22 protein-coding genes are annotated in these 15,323 nt (G+C 61.2%); 15 read left to right on the top strand and 7 right to left on the bottom strand.

The features are described from left to right. Together VIW95_RS03445 and VIW95_RS03440 are read right to left on the bottom strand one after the other, a co-directional pair. Positions 1 to 533, bottom strand: a 533-nt coding sequence (locus VIW95_RS03445) for an FAD-dependent oxidoreductase (protein ID WP_331584012.1), incomplete at its 3' end; no start/stop codon positions are given. Between the two features lie 11 nt (positions 534 to 544). Continuing rightward, complete coding sequence (locus VIW95_RS03440; RefSeq protein WP_331584011.1) at positions 545 to 1,255, bottom strand: TVP38/TMEM64 family protein; 711 nt, start codon at positions 1,253 to 1,255, stop codon at positions 545 to 547. Between the two features lie 64 nt (positions 1,256 to 1,319). Between VIW95_RS03440 and VIW95_RS03435 the strand changes: the two genes are divergently transcribed. From VIW95_RS03435 to VIW95_RS03400, 8 genes are all read left to right on the top strand, one after another. Next, positions 1,320 to 1,817, top strand: a complete 498-nt coding sequence (locus tag VIW95_RS03435; protein ID WP_331584010.1) for a molybdenum cofactor biosynthesis protein B — start codon at positions 1,320 to 1,322, stop codon at positions 1,815 to 1,817. Beyond that, the gene (gene moaD, locus VIW95_RS03430) at positions 1,814 to 2,521 is read left to right on the top strand and encodes a molybdopterin converting factor subunit 1 (RefSeq protein WP_331584009.1); all 708 of its coding nucleotides are present in this window, start codon (positions 1,814 to 1,816) and stop codon (positions 2,519 to 2,521) included. Before VIW95_RS03435 ends, moaD begins: the two co-directional genes overlap by 4 nt. Positions 2,522 to 2,603: 82 nt before the next feature. Beyond that, on the top strand, positions 2,604 to 3,092 hold the full coding sequence (locus tag VIW95_RS03425) for an ATP-binding protein (RefSeq protein WP_331584008.1): 489 nt from the start codon (positions 2,604 to 2,606) through the stop codon (positions 3,090 to 3,092). Positions 3,093 to 3,175: 83 nt separating this feature from the next. Further along, entirely contained in the window at positions 3,176 to 4,117 is a 942-nt protein-coding gene (gene ispH, locus VIW95_RS03420) for a 4-hydroxy-3-methylbut-2-enyl diphosphate reductase (protein ID WP_331584007.1), read from the top strand. 159 nt (positions 4,118 to 4,276) lie between these two features. Beyond that, positions 4,277 to 5,134 carry a hypothetical protein gene (locus VIW95_RS03415; protein WP_331584006.1) on the top strand — a complete coding sequence of 286 codons (858 nt, stop codon included), beginning with the start codon at positions 4,277 to 4,279 and terminating at the stop codon, positions 5,132 to 5,134. A gap of 26 nt (positions 5,135 to 5,160) precedes the next feature. After that, positions 5,161 to 5,799, top strand: a complete 639-nt coding sequence (locus VIW95_RS03410) for a deoxynucleoside kinase (RefSeq protein WP_331584005.1) — start codon at positions 5,161 to 5,163, stop codon at positions 5,797 to 5,799. A 216-nt stretch (positions 5,800 to 6,015) separates the two neighbouring features. After that, the gene (locus tag VIW95_RS03405; protein ID WP_331584004.1) at positions 6,016 to 6,477 is read left to right on the top strand and encodes a hypothetical protein; all 462 of its coding nucleotides are present in this window, start codon (positions 6,016 to 6,018) and stop codon (positions 6,475 to 6,477) included. An 11-nt stretch (positions 6,478 to 6,488) separates the two neighbouring features. Continuing rightward, positions 6,489 to 7,091 carry a hypothetical protein gene (locus VIW95_RS03400; protein WP_331584003.1) on the top strand — a complete coding sequence of 201 codons (603 nt, stop codon included), beginning with the start codon at positions 6,489 to 6,491 and terminating at the stop codon, positions 7,089 to 7,091. Between the two features lie 2 nt (positions 7,092 to 7,093). Here VIW95_RS03400 and VIW95_RS03395 read toward each other — a convergent pair whose 3' ends face one another. After that, the gene (locus VIW95_RS03395; protein ID WP_331584002.1) at positions 7,094 to 7,387 is read right to left on the bottom strand and encodes a 4a-hydroxytetrahydrobiopterin dehydratase; all 294 of its coding nucleotides are present in this window, start codon (positions 7,385 to 7,387) and stop codon (positions 7,094 to 7,096) included. Between the two features lie 140 nt (positions 7,388 to 7,527). Here VIW95_RS03395 and VIW95_RS03390 point away from each other — a divergent pair, with 140 nt between their 5' ends. From VIW95_RS03390 to VIW95_RS03380, 3 genes are read left to right on the top strand one after another with little or no spacing between them, the layout of a single operon-like run. Continuing rightward, the gene (locus tag VIW95_RS03390; RefSeq protein ID WP_331584001.1) at positions 7,528 to 7,977 is read left to right on the top strand and encodes a MaoC family dehydratase N-terminal domain-containing protein; all 450 of its coding nucleotides are present in this window, start codon (positions 7,528 to 7,530) and stop codon (positions 7,975 to 7,977) included. A gap of 23 nt (positions 7,978 to 8,000) precedes the next feature. Then, positions 8,001 to 8,441, top strand: coding sequence for a MaoC/PaaZ C-terminal domain-containing protein (locus VIW95_RS03385; protein WP_331584000.1), 441 nt, complete (start codon positions 8,001 to 8,003; stop codon positions 8,439 to 8,441). 19 nt (positions 8,442 to 8,460) lie between these two features. Beyond that, complete coding sequence (locus VIW95_RS03380) at positions 8,461 to 9,219, top strand: Phenylacetic acid catabolic protein (RefSeq protein WP_331583999.1); 759 nt, start codon at positions 8,461 to 8,463, stop codon at positions 9,217 to 9,219. Positions 9,220 to 9,389: 170 nt separating this feature from the next. On the opposite strand, the gene VIW95_RS03375 is transcribed toward VIW95_RS03380, so the two are convergent. After that, positions 9,390 to 10,208: a class I SAM-dependent methyltransferase gene (locus VIW95_RS03375; protein ID WP_331583998.1), complete on the bottom strand. Its 819-nt coding sequence runs from the start codon at positions 10,206 to 10,208 to the stop codon at positions 9,390 to 9,392. 70 nt (positions 10,209 to 10,278) lie between these two features. Further along, entirely contained in the window at positions 10,279 to 10,857 is a 579-nt protein-coding gene (locus VIW95_RS03370; RefSeq protein ID WP_331584014.1) for a DUF4410 domain-containing protein, read from the bottom strand. A gap of 16 nt (positions 10,858 to 10,873) precedes the next feature. Between VIW95_RS03370 and VIW95_RS03365 the strand changes: the two genes are divergently transcribed. After that, entirely contained in the window at positions 10,874 to 11,209 is a 336-nt protein-coding gene (locus VIW95_RS03365) for a hypothetical protein (protein ID WP_331584015.1), read from the top strand. On the opposite strand, the gene VIW95_RS03360 is transcribed toward VIW95_RS03365, so the two are convergent. Both VIW95_RS03360 and VIW95_RS03355 read right to left on the bottom strand, forming a co-directional pair. After that, positions 11,206 to 11,532, bottom strand: a complete 327-nt coding sequence (locus VIW95_RS03360; protein ID WP_331583997.1) for a hypothetical protein — start codon at positions 11,530 to 11,532, stop codon at positions 11,206 to 11,208. The genes VIW95_RS03365 and VIW95_RS03360 overlap by 4 nt on opposite strands. A 177-nt stretch (positions 11,533 to 11,709) precedes the next feature. Continuing rightward, entirely contained in the window at positions 11,710 to 13,056 is a 1,347-nt protein-coding gene (locus VIW95_RS03355) for an Hsp70 family protein (RefSeq protein ID WP_331584013.1), read from the bottom strand. 167 nt (positions 13,057 to 13,223) lie between these two features. Here VIW95_RS03355 and VIW95_RS03350 point away from each other — a divergent pair, with 167 nt between their 5' ends. The 3 genes from VIW95_RS03350 to VIW95_RS03340 all read left to right on the top strand — a co-directional run. Continuing rightward, positions 13,224 to 14,018, top strand: coding sequence for a class I SAM-dependent methyltransferase (locus VIW95_RS03350; RefSeq protein WP_331583996.1), 795 nt, complete (start codon positions 13,224 to 13,226; stop codon positions 14,016 to 14,018). 7 nt (positions 14,019 to 14,025) lie between these two features. Continuing rightward, entirely contained in the window at positions 14,026 to 14,442 is a 417-nt protein-coding gene (locus VIW95_RS03345) for a hypothetical protein (protein WP_331583995.1), read from the top strand. Beyond that, positions 14,439 to 15,323, top strand: an 885-nt coding sequence (locus VIW95_RS03340; protein WP_331583994.1) for a cobalamin-binding protein, incomplete at its 3' end; no start/stop codon positions are given. The genes VIW95_RS03345 and VIW95_RS03340, both read left to right, overlap by 4 nt.

Below are 15,323 nucleotides of genomic sequence, written 5' to 3'. Positions count from 1 at the left end.
AGCGCTGCGGCGCGCGCGCCGGTTGTGATCGCGGCCTTCTTGAATTTCAGCCGCTTGCCGTCCACCTCTACGACGTCAGGCGCGACGAAGCGCCCGTCACCGATGAACACGTCAACGCCCAGCCCGCGAAATCGATTGGCGGAGTCAGTAGGACTGAGCTCGGCGCGCAGCTTGCGCATCCGCTCCATCACGGCGGGAAAATTCACGCGCACGCCCGGCGGCACTTCAACGCCAAAGCGGCCCGCGTCGCGCACGGCGGCGGCGGCGCGCGCCGATCGGATCAGCGCCTTCGACGGGACGCATCCGAAGTTCAGGCAATCGCCACCCATCAAGTCGCGCTCGACGAGCGCGACCTTCGCCCCGAGAATCGCCGCGCCTGCCGCAGTCACGAGCCCCGCGGTGCCCGCTCCGATCACCACCATGTTGTAGCGATCGGCGGGCGCAGGATTGACCCATCCACTGGGATGCAGATTTTCCGTCAGCGCGAGGTTGTATGCGTCGAGCGGCTCATGCTTCAGCACGTGCGATCCCATCAATGTCCTCGCTAAGTCTTTTCACGCAGCGCCCGCGCGCCGATTCGCGTTGCGTACACTGCCACCGCAACCGTCGCGAGGAAGCCGACTGCCGTTAACGCCCATCCTGCCGGCGTTCGTTTGGCGCTGCCGCCGGCCGCTCGCGCGAGGTCGCCGCTAATCGAGCCAATATAAACGTAGAGAATCGTACCGGGAATCATTCCGGCCCACGACGCGAAAAAGTAATCGCGCAGCGACACCTTCGTCAGCCCGTACGCGTAGTTGAGCAGGTTGAATGGAAACACCGGCGACAGCCGCGTGAGGATCACTATTTTCCATCCGTCTTTGCCGACTGCTTCGTCGATCGCTTTGAACTTCGCGTTGCCTTCGAGTCGTGCGCTCACCCAGTCGCGCGCCAGGTAGCGGCCGACGAGAAATGCGGCAGTCGCGCCGAGCGTCGCCGCGATCGAAACGTATATCGATCCGCGCACCACGCCGAAAATCACGCCGGCGCCGATCGTTAGAATCGATCCCGGAAGAAACGCGACGCACGCCGCGATGTAAATCCCGATGAACGCCAGCGGCGCCAGCGCACCCAGTCCGCGAATCCAGTCGAGCGCGTTAGTCAGCCACGGTCCCGCGCCGATGCGATGCGCGCCGTACAGGACCGCGATCGTTCCAATGACGATCAGTAGAATTTTCGGGCTGAAGAAGCCGGCGGCTCGGCTGGAAGCGGCTGTCATCTTGAAGTTCCGGTCGTGTTGGACTGCTTATAATGCCATCGAGGATTGTGTAATCCTAATCGATATGTCGGTCCACGAGCACGAAAGGCACGCGCGCAAAAATCTCAAGGTCGGTGTCATCACCGCCAGCGATTCGCGCACCCCGGAGAACGACGAGAGCGGCAAGCTCATCCGCTCTTTGCTCGAGGCCGCCGGTCACCTCGTCGCATACTACGCCGTCCTCCCCGACGACCCTGAAAGGATTTCTGCCGCGCTGGTTAACAACCTGGATAATCTCGACGCGATCATCGTCAACGGCGGCACCGGAATCACCGCACGCGACGGCACCACCGAAGTCGTGAAATCGCTGCTCGACAAGGAGCTCGAAGGCTTCGGCGAATTGTTCCGCATGCTTTCGTTCAATGAAATCGGTGCAGCCGCGATGATGAGCCGTGCGATTGCCGGCGTGCGTCATGGCAAGTTCGTCGCCGCGCTTCCCGGCTCCCCCGACGCGTGCCGGCTTGCGATGGAGAAGCTGCTCATTCCCCAGCTCGGGCACATCACTTATCTACTGAGCAAATGAACGTGAATAAGTTCACGATCAAACTGTTCGCGACCCTGCGCGAGCGCGCACACACGGCCGAGCTGACGCGCGAGTTCCCCGACGGCATCACAGTCGCCGACATCTGGCGGCAAATGGTCGTCGAATTTCCCGAGCTCGCCGGGCATCACGATTCGGTCGGCTTCGCCGTCAACCAGGAATATGTCGAAGGCGGCTTCAAGCCGCGCAAAGGCGACGAAATAGCGTTCATCCCGCCGGTCAGCGGGGGTGCAGACACACCCGACTATGTCGGCAAAATTACAATCGGACGCGATCGGATCGACGTCGCCGCGCTCGAACGCGAAGTTGCGGACCCCGCGGCCGGAGCAATCGTGTCCTTCGCCGGCACGACCCGCCGCGACAACGCGGGCCGGCGCGTGATTCGCCTTGAGTACGAAGCCTACGAGCCGATGGCGCTATCCGAAATGCGCAAGATCGCAGCCGAGGCCGGCGCGCGATGGAAAATCACGCGCATCGCGATCGCGCATCGCGTCGGCGTCGTCGAAATCGGCGAGACGTCCGTCGCGATTGCAGTCTCCGCGCCGCATCGCGCCGAGGCCTTCGAAGCATGCCGCTTCGCAATCGATCGGCTCAAGGAAATCGTCCCCATCTGGAAAAAAGAACACTTCGAAGGCGGCGAAGTCTGGATCGGCTGCCAGACCTCGCACCCACCGCCGCTCGAATAGACAGTGGATCAGCTTGAATAGATATCCGTTTGCGATGCGAAAGACCCTCGGCAACCAAAGATTCTCTGAGGAATAATGCTTTATGGAGAAATCAGGCGGTGGCCCGAGATTGATCATTGTGTGCGGCTTGCCAGGTTCGGGTAAGACCACAGTCGCTAAGCGGCTTGAAGGCAGGCTCCGCGCGATTCGGTTTTCCCCCGACGAATGGATGGCTGCCCTTTCTCTAGGCCTCTCCGATAAAGAAAGCCGCGAGAAGATCGAAGCTCTGCAGTGGAAGCTGGTTCAAGCTCTTCTCGCACTTGACCTCACGGTAATCATAGAGTGGGGCACGTGGAGAAGGTCTGAGCGAGACACCTTGCGACTGGCAGCCCGAACCCTTGGCGCTGCTGTTGAGCTGCACTATCTCTCTGTGCCAGCTGATGTTCTCTTCGACAGAATTCAACGCAGGGGCCTGGAGAATCCGCCCATAGAACGAGACGCCGTGTTCCGATGGTTCGAGAGGTTTCAGGTACCTACGCCCGAGGAAATGGCCCTCTTCGACGAGCCTGCTACGTCGGGTATAGATCCGTGACCACTTTCTCAGGAAGCGCTTCGCCACGTCAATTTCCGCGCCCATCATTGACCGACCGGACAGTTACCAGTTACAAATGAAGCATGGCGTTGGGCGAAACTTCGGTAGAGAAAATCATCCTGGCTGAACCGCGCGGATTTTGCGCCGGCGTCGATCGCGCGGTCGAGGCCGTCCGCAGCGCGCTGCGTTCTTACGGACGCCCGCTCTACGTTCGCCATCAGATCGTGCACAACCGCTTCGTGCTCGAGGCGCTCGAGCGCGAGGGCGCGGTTTTCGTCGATAGCCTTGACGAGGTACCGACCGGCCAGCGCGTCATCTTCAGCGCCCACGGCGTCGCGCCCAGCGAATGGGATCGCGCCAAGGTTCGTGCGCTGAGAGTTATCGACGCCACCTGTCCGCTCGTCACCAAAGTCCATCTCGAAGTCAAAAAATACGACAACGAAGACCGCACCGTTATCCTCATCGGCCACGCCGGCCATGAAGAGGTGAAGGGCACGCTCGGCGTCGCGCCCGGCAAGGTGGTGCTGGTTGGCAGCGTCGCCGAGGCCCGCACGGTCGCGGTCGAGAATCCCGATCGCATCGCAGCGGTCACCCAGACCACGCTCAGCGTTGACGACACGCGCGAGATCATGGAGACACTTAAGGAGCGTTTCCCCACGATGCAGGCGCCGAAGACCGACGACATCTGCTACGCGACGCAGAATCGCCAGAACGCCGTCAAGGAACTGGTCGAGGTCAGCGACGCGGTGCTGGTCGTCGGCTCGAAGCAGAGCTCGAATGCGAACCGCCTGGTCGAGGTCGCGCGGATGCGCGGCGCGCGCGCGTTCCTGGTCGATTCGATCGCCGACGTCGAGCCCGCGATGCTCGAAGGGGTGCGCGCGCTCGGCCTGACCGCGAGCGCGTCGTCGCCCGAGTGGCTGGTCGAGGAAATTATCGGCGCATTCGCCCGCTCCGGCGCCGAGGTCGAGCTGTTGAGCGTCGCCAAGGAGCGCGTCCACTTCCCACTCCCAATGCCCGCCGACTGATCCGTCCCCTCTCCCTCCTAATCTGGTTCCCTTCCCGCGCGGGAATGGGTTAGGGGTTAGGTTCCTATCCGGTCCTGTTCCCCGCACCCGCCTTGACAATTCCGCGCCTTTGCTTGCAGACTCATCCGGATTTCGCCGAACCCTGAGAGGACCATTCCGATGCGAACAGCTATCGCACGCGCGCTGATACTGCCCGTCCTGCTGGCTATCCCGTTGGTCAGCGGATGCCAGTCCGAGGCGAAGAAGCATCTTTACACAGCTGAAGATCTGTTCGAAAAGCGCGATTTCGACGGCGCCAAACGAGAACTCGATCTCTCGATAAAGGACGACCCCACCAGCCTCGACGCCCACAAGTCGCTCGCCACGGTTGATCACCTGCTTGGCGATGAGGAAGGCGCCGGTAAGGAGTACCAGAAAGCGTCGGAACTCGATCCCACCGATCAGAAACTTCTCGAGAAGGCCCGGTTCTACAAGCAGCTCCAGGATCTCGCGAATTCCTCCGGACAGGCGCTCGATAAGATCAAAGCCGGCCAGGTCGAGGAGGGCGTCGCTCAACTGAAAGAAATCATGGTGACTAGCAGGATTGCCACCGCCCAGGAAAAAGCGATGAGCGCGCTTTCCGACGCGATTCCAATCATCGAAAAACTCGGCGATCAGCAGATGGCCGACAAGAAATACCCCGACGCCATCAACACCTACGAACAAGGCATCCGCGCCGCGATGCTGCTGTCGCGCGCGCACAAGATGGAGACGCTCGGCCCCGAGGCTGACCCGATGATGCACAAGATCACCGAGGCGGCCAAGACGGCCGGTACGCCCGACGCCACCTTCAAGCTCTTCAATGACGTGATCGGTGTCTATCCCGACGACAAGGTCGCCAACATGGAACTGGCTGCCGTGTATCTCAGCAAGACTCCGCCCGATTACGACACCGCCGCCGACCTCGAAGAGCGCGGCGGCGCGCCCGACGACCAGGTTCGCAAACTCCGCGACATGGCCAAGAAGCATCGCAAGTGAGATGAGTTAGAGCAGGCTTAAGCCCGATGCGCCGGCGCGGCTATATCGCGGTCGAAGGCCCCATCGGGGTTGGCAAGACGAGCCTCGCGCAGGCGCTCGCGCGCGAGTTGGGCGCCCGCCTGATGCTCGAGGACGCCGACAACAATCCCTTCCTGCCACGCTTCTACCAGGACCCTGATAAATACGCGTTTCCCGCGCAGCTCTACTTTCTGCTCACCCGCCACAATCAGCAGCGCGAGTTGAAGCAGCAGGATCTCTTCACGCAGGCTACCGTCGCCGACTACCTCTTCGCCAAGGATAAAATTTTCGCCGCGATGAATCTCGCGCCCGACGAGCTCAAGCTCTACGACAACGTCTACCGGCTGCTCGACGCCGAGATGGCCAGGCCCGACCTCGTCGTCTACGTGCGCGCAACTATCGAGGTGCTCGCCGAGCGCCTGCGCAAACGCAATCGCGATTTCGAGCGCCACATCAGCTTCGACTACCTCGAGCGCGTGTCGTCCGCCTACCGCGATTTCTTTTTCTACTACGACGAGGCCCCGCTGCTGGTCGTCGATACCTCGGACATCGACTTCGTCGCCAACCCCGAAGACCTCGGCGAACTGATCCGCGAAATCGATCGCGCCGGCCCCGGCACCCAATACTTCGTCCCCCGCAAGACCTAACCGAGTTGAAAAATCCGGTTCCCCTTCCCGCGCGGGAAGGGGTTAGGGTTTAGGTTCCTAGCGTCGTTCGCGACGCCTGCGCCGTCCGTCGTCATCTCGACCAAACCGAGAAAAGCCGCTTCATTCGATTCACTAAACGTTGCCGGTTTCACCCTCTTTCCCACTTGACATAAGCGAACAAATAGCGAAGATAGGTCCCTTCAGGGAGGACATATCATGGCGACTTGGAATGAATTCGAAACCGACGCGCCCGACATCGCGGCGGCCGGAAAACAGTTGCTCTATCAATTCGGCGTCGGCCTCGCCTTCCTGGCCACGCTGCGCAAAGACGGCGCGCCGCGCCTCCACCCGATTTGCCCCACCGTCGTTGACGGCCACCTCTACGCGCTCATCGGTCCAACGCCCAAGCGCGCCGACCTCCGCCGCGACGGCCGCTACGCGCTGCATACTTTTCCGCCCACCGACGTTGACGACGAGTTCCTCGTGATGGGCCGCGCGACGTTCATCGACAGTGCAGCGATCACCGACAAAGTCCGAGCCGACGTGACCCACCGCGGCATGACCAGCACCAACGACGAACTTCCATTCGAGTTCCACATCGAAAGCGTGATGCACGCGAAGTACCCGGGCGGGCGCGGCACCTGGCCGCCGAAATATTCGATTTGGAAATCGCGCTAATGTTTTGACGCATGGCGGCGAACGAAAAATCACCGCGGCTCGCGATCGGGTTCCGCGTCAAGACGGGCCGCGCGACCGCGGTCGTGATGGCGGGACCGGCGTCCGCTCCGCGCGTGCTATCGCGAAAAAGTCTGCAACTTTGGGATCCCGCGATCCCCGAATCGCATCAACCCTGGCATGCCGACTTCGAGCTGCCTCCCGACGAGAGTGCGCGCGTCGTGCCGGTGGCTCTGAAAGCCGTCGAGCGTGTCGCGCGGTCGGCGCTGGGAGAACTGGTCGACGAGATCCAATCCGCGCATGGCTCGATACTTGGCATCGCGCTCGTCGCCGGCAGCTCCACCGATCCCGAATCGATTCACAATCCTCACATGCGCGCGCACGCTCGCGAGGGCCAGCTCTTCCCACAAGCACTCGCCGCCGCCGCCAAGTCGATGCGCATTCCGGCCATCATGCTCGTCGAATCCGAAGTCTTCACCCGGGCTGCCGCGAGCCGCGGGAAGTCCCCCGACGCGATCAAGCTCGCGGTGACTGAAGCAGGCCGCCCCCTGGGCAAGCCATGGAGCGCCGAGGAGAAAACCGCGGCCGCGGCAGCCTGGATTGTGCTGTCGGGCTGAGGCTACGCGTCGCGGTCGTTGAACGCGATCTCGATATTGTCCGCGAGCTTGAAGTCCTTATCCGTCACGCCGCCTGCATCGTGCGTCGAACATGAGAACGTCACGCGGGTGTAGTTGATTGTAATGTCAGGATGATGGTCAGCGCCTTCAGCAACCTCGGCGACCTTCTGCACGAACTCGATGCCGTGCAGGAATTCCTTGAACTTGAACGTCTTGCTGATTGCGTTGTTCTTGTACTCCCATCCGGGGAGCGCCTTTAGCTTCTCCGCAATCTGTTCGCTACTGAGTTTGGCCATGTTGAGATCCTCCGTATGCTTTCAAGCGCGAATCATTTCGGCATGCCTTCACATCATAGTCGACTGAAAGCGCGCGCCGTTATACCCGTCGCGCGCGGCTGTGGTAATAGACAAGCACCCGGTCACCGAGGGGACAAAAAATGGCGAACAAATACGTTACCGACGAAGCTCGCAAGCAAATCGGCAAGACTTCCGAGCCGCGGACTTACGAAGTCGAGCGCGGCGCTATTCGCCGCTTTGCCGAAGCGATCGAGGATCGCAATCCCATCTTCAACAGCGAGCGCGACGCGCGCCAGACCCGCTACGGCAGCATGATCGCGCCACCGACCTTCTGCCGCTCGATGGGCGCGCCGATTCCCGACATCAAGCTCGATATGCCGACCTTCCGCGGTCTCGACGGCGGCTCGGACTGGGAATATTTCGTACCGATTCGTCCCGGCGACCGCATCACCGTTCAATCGAAGCTCGTCGATTTGCGCGAGGCCGCCGGCCGCCTCGGCCCGATGGTCTTCACCGTCGTCGAAACCAGTTACACCAACCAGTTCGGCGAGGTCTGCGCTCTGCAACGCTCGACCGGAATCCGTTATTAATTTTCGCTGAAAGGATAATCGCGATGGCCAAGCAAATTTATTTCGAAGACGTCCAGGTCGGCACCGAGATTGGGCCGCTCGAAAAAAATCCGACCACGCAGCAACTGGTTCGGTACGCGGGCGCGTCGGGCGACTTCTATCAAATCCACTACGACAAGGATTTCGCGCTCGGCAACGGCCTCCCCGGTGTGATCCTGCACGGTGCGTTGAAGAACGCGTTCCTCGGTCACCTGATGACCGACTTTGCCGGTGAGCTCGGATGGCTGCGCAAGCTCGGCGTGCAGTACCGCGGGATGGATCAGCCGGGTACCAAGGTCGTCGCGCGCGGCAAGGTCTCGAAGAAATATACCGACGGCGGCTACAACCTGGTCGATTGCGAAATCTGGCTCGAGAACGCCAAGGGCGAGAAAACCACGCCGGGCTCTGCCACCGTCATCCTGCCCTCGCGTGCCGCGAGCCACTGAGGCATCGAGGTAACCCGCGATGCCGATCCGGCGCGAGTTCCCGCCGAGATCGCTGAACGCCGAGGCGCTCAACGAGGGCCGTGTCGATTCGCACTACACCAAGGTGCTGCTGCGCCTGCTCGCCGCGCACGCGATGGCTGAAAAGCTCACCGCACTCGGCTACCAGCGGGCTCTCGCAACGCTCGACAATCCCGAGCTGCGCCCAGTGGTCGAGAAAAATTTCGCCGAAGAAAAAAAACACGCGCGGCTTATCTACGATGCGCTCGAAGAACTCGGAATGTCGCAGCAGGCCGCGGACAGATCGATGATCGCGGTGCTGAAGGCGCCCTCCTTCGACGCGCCCAGCTATTTCGCCGCCAAGGCCGAAGGCGAGCTCGATCTCCTGATGGCGTCGCTCAGCCTCGACACCACCGGCCTCATCATGATCGGCGAAAACTACAAGGAGTCCAGCTACGCGCCGCACGCACGCGCCGCGGAAATAATTCTCGACGAGGAAGCTGACCACGAAATATTCGCGTCGCGGCAACTCGGCGACGCCGTCGAGCACTTCGGCGTCAAGTCGGTCAACACCGCGCTGCGCCGATGGATCCCGCGCGCCGTGAACTTCTTCGGCCCGCCCGGCACCGGCTTCACCTACGACTGCATCCGCTACGGCCTGAAATCCCGCGACAACGAAGAACTGGCCGAGCTGTACATCACGATGCTGTCGCGCCGCTGCGACCAGCTAGGCCTCGAGCTACCCGCCTTGTCGCCCACCTACCCGCACACACTTGCCTGATCCTTCTGATTCCCTCGCCCCACGAGGGGAGAGGGTTAGGGTGAGGGACAATTGTGCGGCGCGATTGTCTGACGCGCTGCACATCCGGAAGTTCGGAACATTCGGTCCCTCACCTGCCGCGCTCGGAAGCACGGCGGCGGGGCTTCCCCCTCGTGGGGCGAGGCAATTCATTAGGATCGCACCTCGGTCACCCGCCCCCACTCGATTCGTGTCTGCACATTGAACGTGAGCATCCCGTCGCGAGCGTAGCGGTTCAGGATTGCCGTCATCGCGGCGTCGAATTCGGCTGACGGCTTTTCGCCGAGATGATCTTCCGACCACGTCGCGCGCGAGTGCTGGCAGCGGAGATAGTCGGCGATGCTCTGTGAGAACTCGACCGGTGCGGTGACTCGATGGCCGAGCGATTCGAACCCAGGATGCATCAGCACCGGCTCGGCCAATCTCTCCCTCGTCGTCTTCCACCATTTCGGACGCTGTCCCTCGCGCGCAGCGATAAAGTCGATCATGAACGCGGACGCTTCGTGCCCCCATGGCGCATCGACCGGAGCGTCGCCGTCGAGTACCGCCAGCATCGCGCCGTCGGCGAGTGCCTCTGCAAAACGTGGGAGCGTTCGATCGAGATCCATCCAGTGGATACTCGACGCTGCGACGATCAGTCCGTAGGGCGGATCGAGTTGCGCGTCTTCGATGGCCGCGCGAATCCATCGGATCTTTTCACTGGCGGCCTCCGGACGAGTGCGTGCTACACCAAGCATCGGCTCTGAAGGATCAACAGCGTCAGCGCGATCGATCTGATCGATCAATCCGAGCGTGATCTTTCCCGTGCCGCATCCAGCGTCTAGCAGGACACGCGGATGTCCGCGCAATAACTCAAGGAGCGTGTCATAAACCTCCGCCGGATACGGCGGCCGAAAAAGATAGTTCTCCGCCATCCGCGCCTGAGAAAAGCGGCGCCCTAGTGCGCGGTAGGCGGCGACAGGGTCGCTCACGTTTTCAAATCGAGTCCGAAAACATTCATCACCTTGATCATACTCATGGCGTAAAGCGCACAAGTCCAGATCAACTGGCCAGATGAACTGACTTGGCCTTGCGCCTGGAAATCCAATCCTCTTGCGCCGCGTACTGAGATAGATAGCGCGCCACCTGGTCGCTGGTTTCATTGGCCAGGTATTCGATCTGTGAGCTGTAGATCTTTTGGCCGCTCGACGCCGCATCCTCAATTGCTGTGATCGCCGTAATCGGGCCTAGCACCAGTTCACCAAAGCCCATCGAGGCCGCCAGCCCCGGCATCTTTCCGCTATTGGCGCGAGTAGTGAACGCGAGCACTTCCGCCTTTTCGCCGTTCACGACTCGAAACACATGAATCTCCGTGGCAAGGCGCGACTCTCCCGCACCGAGACCAACCGCTACGCGTGTGAGGCGGTTGCCTTCGTCGACATCGACCAGCCGTCCGGTAACGAGCAGAAAATTGCCCGACAGCGACGTGTCGTTGTCACTGGCAATTCGCGTCGCCTGCAGACCCATTTTGTCGAGGCGCGCCACCGTTCGCTCGGAGAGCGCCGCCGCCGCATCGCGACCGATTTCTACGCGGCGATCGTCCGCGGAACTGCTGCGCACGATGTCAGTGGCGCGATGAATAGGACTCCGATTTTCGGTGACTGACGATGAAGAAAAGGTGAAGTCGCGAACGGCGATCTGCGCAGGGCGTGCTGGTTCCGCTTCGATCGCCTCCGCTGCAGAAACAGGATTGGGCGGCCGAATGGCTTCCGGAGTCACGGATACCGCGGCGCAGCCTGACGCTATCGTGCTCGAAAGCAAGATCAAGACGAAGAGATCCTTATATGAATTGGCCGAAGCCGAGCGAGAAGGGTTCATTGCTTCCTCCTTTGCGAGCGCGATCCCCGCGAGCAGATTAAGTCCTGGAAGATCGCACCACAAAAAACCGCGCCGCCGATCGCTCGGCGGCGCGGCTCGTCATTTCAGATTCTAGTCGTTGTCGTCATCGTGATGATGGCGGGCGTACTCATTGTCTTCCCGGTAACGATTCGACAGGTCGTTACCCAGATCTTGCTTCGTGGCGTTTTCGTCCGCGCGGCGTTGTTGGATTTCCAACTGCTCATGGGCGGCCGCGCCGAAATTGCCGTTTTCAATGTCCTCGCGCTGTTCCTCTTTGTCGTGATGGATCCCGCGCTGATCCTGACGGATCTGGTTCGCATCGTTGTTCATGTCCTGGTAGTCCTGCGCGTGCGCCACCGGGAGCACCAACAGCGAACCGAATGCGCCTGCTACCAAGGTGAGTACGAGTTTCTTCATAGATTTGTCTCCTGCAAAAGTTGGCAATTTTTACACGGGCAAACGCGGCCCTCGCTGATTGCCTTTGCGACTGATGATGCAGGGCCTATGCCAGAATTATTGCGCGCCCATTGAAGAGACTAATTCGGCGCAGAGTCCGCGATGGGTAAAACTTTCGTCCGCGCTATGACGCCGGGGTCAGTCGGCGGTGTCGAGCGCGCGCAATGCGAGGCCGCGCGCGACGGAGGTGAACTCGTCGCCCATACGGATTCGGTCGGCGCCAAAGCGCTCCGAAAAAATGCGCCGCACTGCGGGCACGAATGACGACCCTCCGGTCAGGAACACGCTGTGGATAGCTTCGGGCTTGAGGGCGACTGTCTTCATCAGCCGATCGACGCATCCTGCGATCTGTTCGAGGTAGCGTTCGATCCAGTTCTCGAAATCCGGCCGCGCAACAATCGTCTCAATCAGGACCGGCGGATCGGAAAACGTGAACTCCGCCGCTTCCAGCGCCGACAATTCGAGCTTGGCCTTCTCCACCGCTCGAAACAGGAAGTAGCCGAGATCGTTCTCCACGATATGAATCAGCGCGGCGATTTTTTCAGGCTCGAACGATTCACGCTTCAGCTCGTCGAACTTCAGCATCGTCGCACGAGCCTTCAGGAACGACAGATGGTGCCATCGTTCGAGCTTGGTATATGGCCAAGTCGGCGCCGGCAGCACCATCCCATACGGCGAGCGGTACCTGGTGCCGCGGCCGAGTGCGGGTGCGACCAGATGGCGCATCATGCGGCCGTCGAAGAGATCGCCGGCGATGCCGACGCCGTCATTGCCGAGGATCTCGTAGCGCGCCGCGCCATGCATCGCGGACGATCGCGGCTTCAGTCGCAGCACCGAGAAATCGCTCGTACCGCCGCCGAAGTCCGCGATCAGCACCGTCTCATCGCGCGTGATTCGAAGGGCATAGTCGTACGCCGCCGCAACCGCCTCGTACTCGAACACCACGTCGGTCCATCCTGCGCGCCGAATCGCGATATCCAGCCGGCTGCGCGCGAGCGCCTCATCCGGATTTCCGGCGGCGGCGAAATGAACCGGGCGGCCGACGACGATGCGCGGCGGCAGCTCGCCGAACTGTGCAATCGCAGCGTCGCGGAGCGCGCTGATGATCGGCGCAATCAGGTCGCCCAGCGTGTAGGTCTCGCCCATGATGTCGGTCGATCCGAAAGTCTTGTCGGCGAGGAACGACTTGAGCGATTGCACCAGCCGGCCGTTGCCCGTCGCCGCGAGGTAGCGCCGAATCGCGTCGTTGCCGACCGAGACGGCAGAATCGGTGCCGCCGGTTTCTTCGACCGCCTCGAAAAACAAAATCGAGCGGAAGGTCTCGGTCTGATCGCCGCCTTCAGCGGCCGGAAAGCGCGCCAGCTGCGGCGAGCCGTCGGCGCCGACGATCGCAATGGCGCTGTTGGTGGTGCCGAAATCGAGACCGACCGCCTCGACTTTGGACGCGATGCGAGTGCTGGAACCTTCGTGCATCATGGGCTTCACGATCAAGGCGCGTGAAACTCTTGTCAACGTTGAGCGACGCGCATATACTCGCCAAACCCTCAGGATGACGACCGCGTTGCGAGCGCTCATCCGAAAAACCGGTCCTTCAGCGGACGAGAATCTCTCGTCCGTATTTTTTCAGTCGCCCATCGCGCAGGAGGGAAAGAATGCCGCCGCAAATTCGCGAGTCTGAAGTTTCTGCGCAATGGGATCGCAATGCCGACGTGTGGACCGACCAGGTGCGCAACCGCTTCGACATTTTTCGCGAGCATTGGAACAATCCTGCGTTCCTCGATTTCGCTGGCGACTTGAGTGGTAAGACGGTGCTCGACGCAGGATGTGGTGAAGGCCACAACACCAGGATGTTCGCGCGCCGCGGTGCTCGCATCACCGGAGTGGACCTGTCGGCGAAGATGATCGAGTTCGCGCGCGCCGAGGAAATCCGCGAACCGCTGGGAATCCGCTACCAGCGCGCTTCCTACACCAACCTGGCTGACTTCAGAGCGGATTCCTTCGACGCGGTTATCTCGACGATGGCGCTGATGGACGGTCCGGATTTTCCGGCCGCGATGCGGGAACTCGCGCGTGTGCTGCGCCCCGGCGGCACGCTCGCGTTCAGCATTTTGCATCCTTGCTTCGCGACCAGGGGTTTCGGCTGGATTAGAGACGACTCGGGCCAGGCCGTCAAATTTACCGTCGCAGATTATTTTAACGACGAAGCATGGGTCGATCACTGGAAGTTCGGCCACGCGCCGAATGCCGAGCAGGTCGAGGAGTTCGCCATCCCGCGTTTCGATCGCAAGCTGTCCGACTACATAAACCCTGTGATCGCGGCTGGTCTGCGGCTCGAGGAGATTCGCGAGCCGCGCGCGCCCGAGTCAGCGTGTGAATTGTATGAGACCTTCAAAAAATTTCGCGAACACATTCCGCTGTTCCTTTACGTTCGCGCATCGAAGTCGTGAGACAACAATGGTTCGTGCTCTTATCGGAATTCTCACCTGCGTGATGCTCGCCGGATGCGGCGCGCAGGGCGAAGCGTATCAGCCGACGCCGCCGCCCGCGGCGAAGAGCGTCATTTATATCTACCGGCCCTACAAGTTTTTGAGCTCGCAGGCGAACCCGATGATCACCTGCGGGCATGAAAGCATTGAATTGGAGGCGGGCGGTTACTACCGGTTCGAAGAAGAGAGCGAACAGGTGACTTGCTCAGTCGCGGGCGACGCGAAATCCGAGTACAAGTTCGATGCGCACGCCGGCGAAGAGTACTTCATCAGGGAAGAAGTCGATACAAGCGGACTCAGCACGCAAACCCGATTCGGATTGGTGAATAAGGCAGTGGGTCATGACGAGATCGCGGAATGCAATCGGCAGGGAATCAAGCAATGAATGAAACGCGGCGAATCGTAACACTGCTGCCGAGTGCGACCGAGATCGTCTGCGCGCTTGGTTTCGAAGATCAACTGGTCGGGCGCTCCCACGAATGCGACTTCCCGCGCTCAGTCGTTCGCATCCCCGCGTTGACCGAACCGAAGTTCAATCCTGAAGGCACCAGCGCCGAGATCGACCAGCAGGTCAAGAAAATCGTCGGCGAGGCACTCTCAGTCTATCGTGTCGATGCCGCCAAACTACGCGAGCTTCGGCCCGACGTGATCGTCACGCAGTCGCAATGCGAAGTATGCGCGGTCAGTGAGCGCGAGGTTGAAGCCGCGGTGGCCGAGTGGCTTGGCGCGCGGCCGAAGATCATTTCGCTTGCGCCGTACGGCCTCGACGACATCTTCACCGACATGCAGCGAGTCGCGGATGCGCTCGACGCGCGGGCGCGTGGGACGGAACTGGTCGAGCGCCTGCGCGCGCGGCTCAGCAAGATTGCGGACAAAGCGCGCGGCGCGTCGAAGCAGCCGAGCGTCGCCACGATCGAGTGGATCGATCCGCTGATGGCGGCGGGAAACTGGATGCCGACGCTGGTCGAGATGGCGGGCGGTGAAAATCTCTTCGGCAAAGCGGGCGAGCATTCGCCGTGGATGAAATTCGACGAGCTGGCCGCGAAAGATCCCGATGTGATTTTGATTTCGCCGTGCGGCTTCGGCATGGATCGAGCTGCGCAAGACCTGCCCGCGCTGACGAATCGGCCCGAGTGGAATGGGCTAAAAGCGGTCCGCGGCGGCCAAGTCTTCATGGCCGACGGCAACCAGTATTTCAATCGGCCCGGCCCGCGCATCGCGGAGTCGCTGGAAATTCTCGCCGAAATAACACATCCCGAGCTTTTC

Origin of the sequence: Binatus sp. (SeqCode), assembly GCF_036522015.1 — a bacterium.
In the GTDB taxonomy this organism is placed as follows: Bacteria; Desulfobacterota; Binatia; order Binatales; family Binataceae; genus Binatus.
Note: the sequence above shows the minus strand (reverse complement) of the source record. Positions and strands in the feature narration are given on the sequence as shown.

Coding starts and splice junctions, on each gene's coding strand:
- VIW95_RS03440 (WP_331584011.1), bottom strand. CDS start 1,255: ATGACAGCCGCTTCCAGCCGAGCCGCCGGCTTCTTCAGCCCGAAAATT.
- VIW95_RS03435 (WP_331584010.1), top strand. CDS start 1,320: ATGTCGGTCCACGAGCACGAAAGGCACGCGCGCAAAAATCTCAAGGTC.
- moaD (WP_331584009.1), top strand. CDS start 1,814: ATGAACGTGAATAAGTTCACGATCAAACTGTTCGCGACCCTGCGCGAG.
- VIW95_RS03425 (WP_331584008.1), top strand. CDS start 2,604: ATGGAGAAATCAGGCGGTGGCCCGAGATTGATCATTGTGTGCGGCTTG.
- ispH (WP_331584007.1), top strand. CDS start 3,176: ATGGCGTTGGGCGAAACTTCGGTAGAGAAAATCATCCTGGCTGAACCG.
- VIW95_RS03415 (WP_331584006.1), top strand. CDS start 4,277: ATGCGAACAGCTATCGCACGCGCGCTGATACTGCCCGTCCTGCTGGCT.
- VIW95_RS03410 (WP_331584005.1), top strand. CDS start 5,161: ATGCGCCGGCGCGGCTATATCGCGGTCGAAGGCCCCATCGGGGTTGGC.
- VIW95_RS03405 (WP_331584004.1), top strand. CDS start 6,016: ATGGCGACTTGGAATGAATTCGAAACCGACGCGCCCGACATCGCGGCG.
- VIW95_RS03400 (WP_331584003.1), top strand. CDS start 6,489: ATGGCGGCGAACGAAAAATCACCGCGGCTCGCGATCGGGTTCCGCGTC.
- VIW95_RS03395 (WP_331584002.1), bottom strand. CDS start 7,387: ATGGCCAAACTCAGTAGCGAACAGATTGCGGAGAAGCTAAAGGCGCTC.
- VIW95_RS03390 (WP_331584001.1), top strand. CDS start 7,528: ATGGCGAACAAATACGTTACCGACGAAGCTCGCAAGCAAATCGGCAAG.
- VIW95_RS03385 (WP_331584000.1), top strand. CDS start 8,001: ATGGCCAAGCAAATTTATTTCGAAGACGTCCAGGTCGGCACCGAGATT.
- VIW95_RS03380 (WP_331583999.1), top strand. CDS start 8,461: ATGCCGATCCGGCGCGAGTTCCCGCCGAGATCGCTGAACGCCGAGGCG.
- VIW95_RS03360 (WP_331583997.1), bottom strand. CDS start 11,532: ATGAAGAAACTCGTACTCACCTTGGTAGCAGGCGCATTCGGTTCGCTG.
- VIW95_RS03350 (WP_331583996.1), top strand. CDS start 13,224: ATGCCGCCGCAAATTCGCGAGTCTGAAGTTTCTGCGCAATGGGATCGC.
- VIW95_RS03345 (WP_331583995.1), top strand. CDS start 14,026: ATGGTTCGTGCTCTTATCGGAATTCTCACCTGCGTGATGCTCGCCGGA.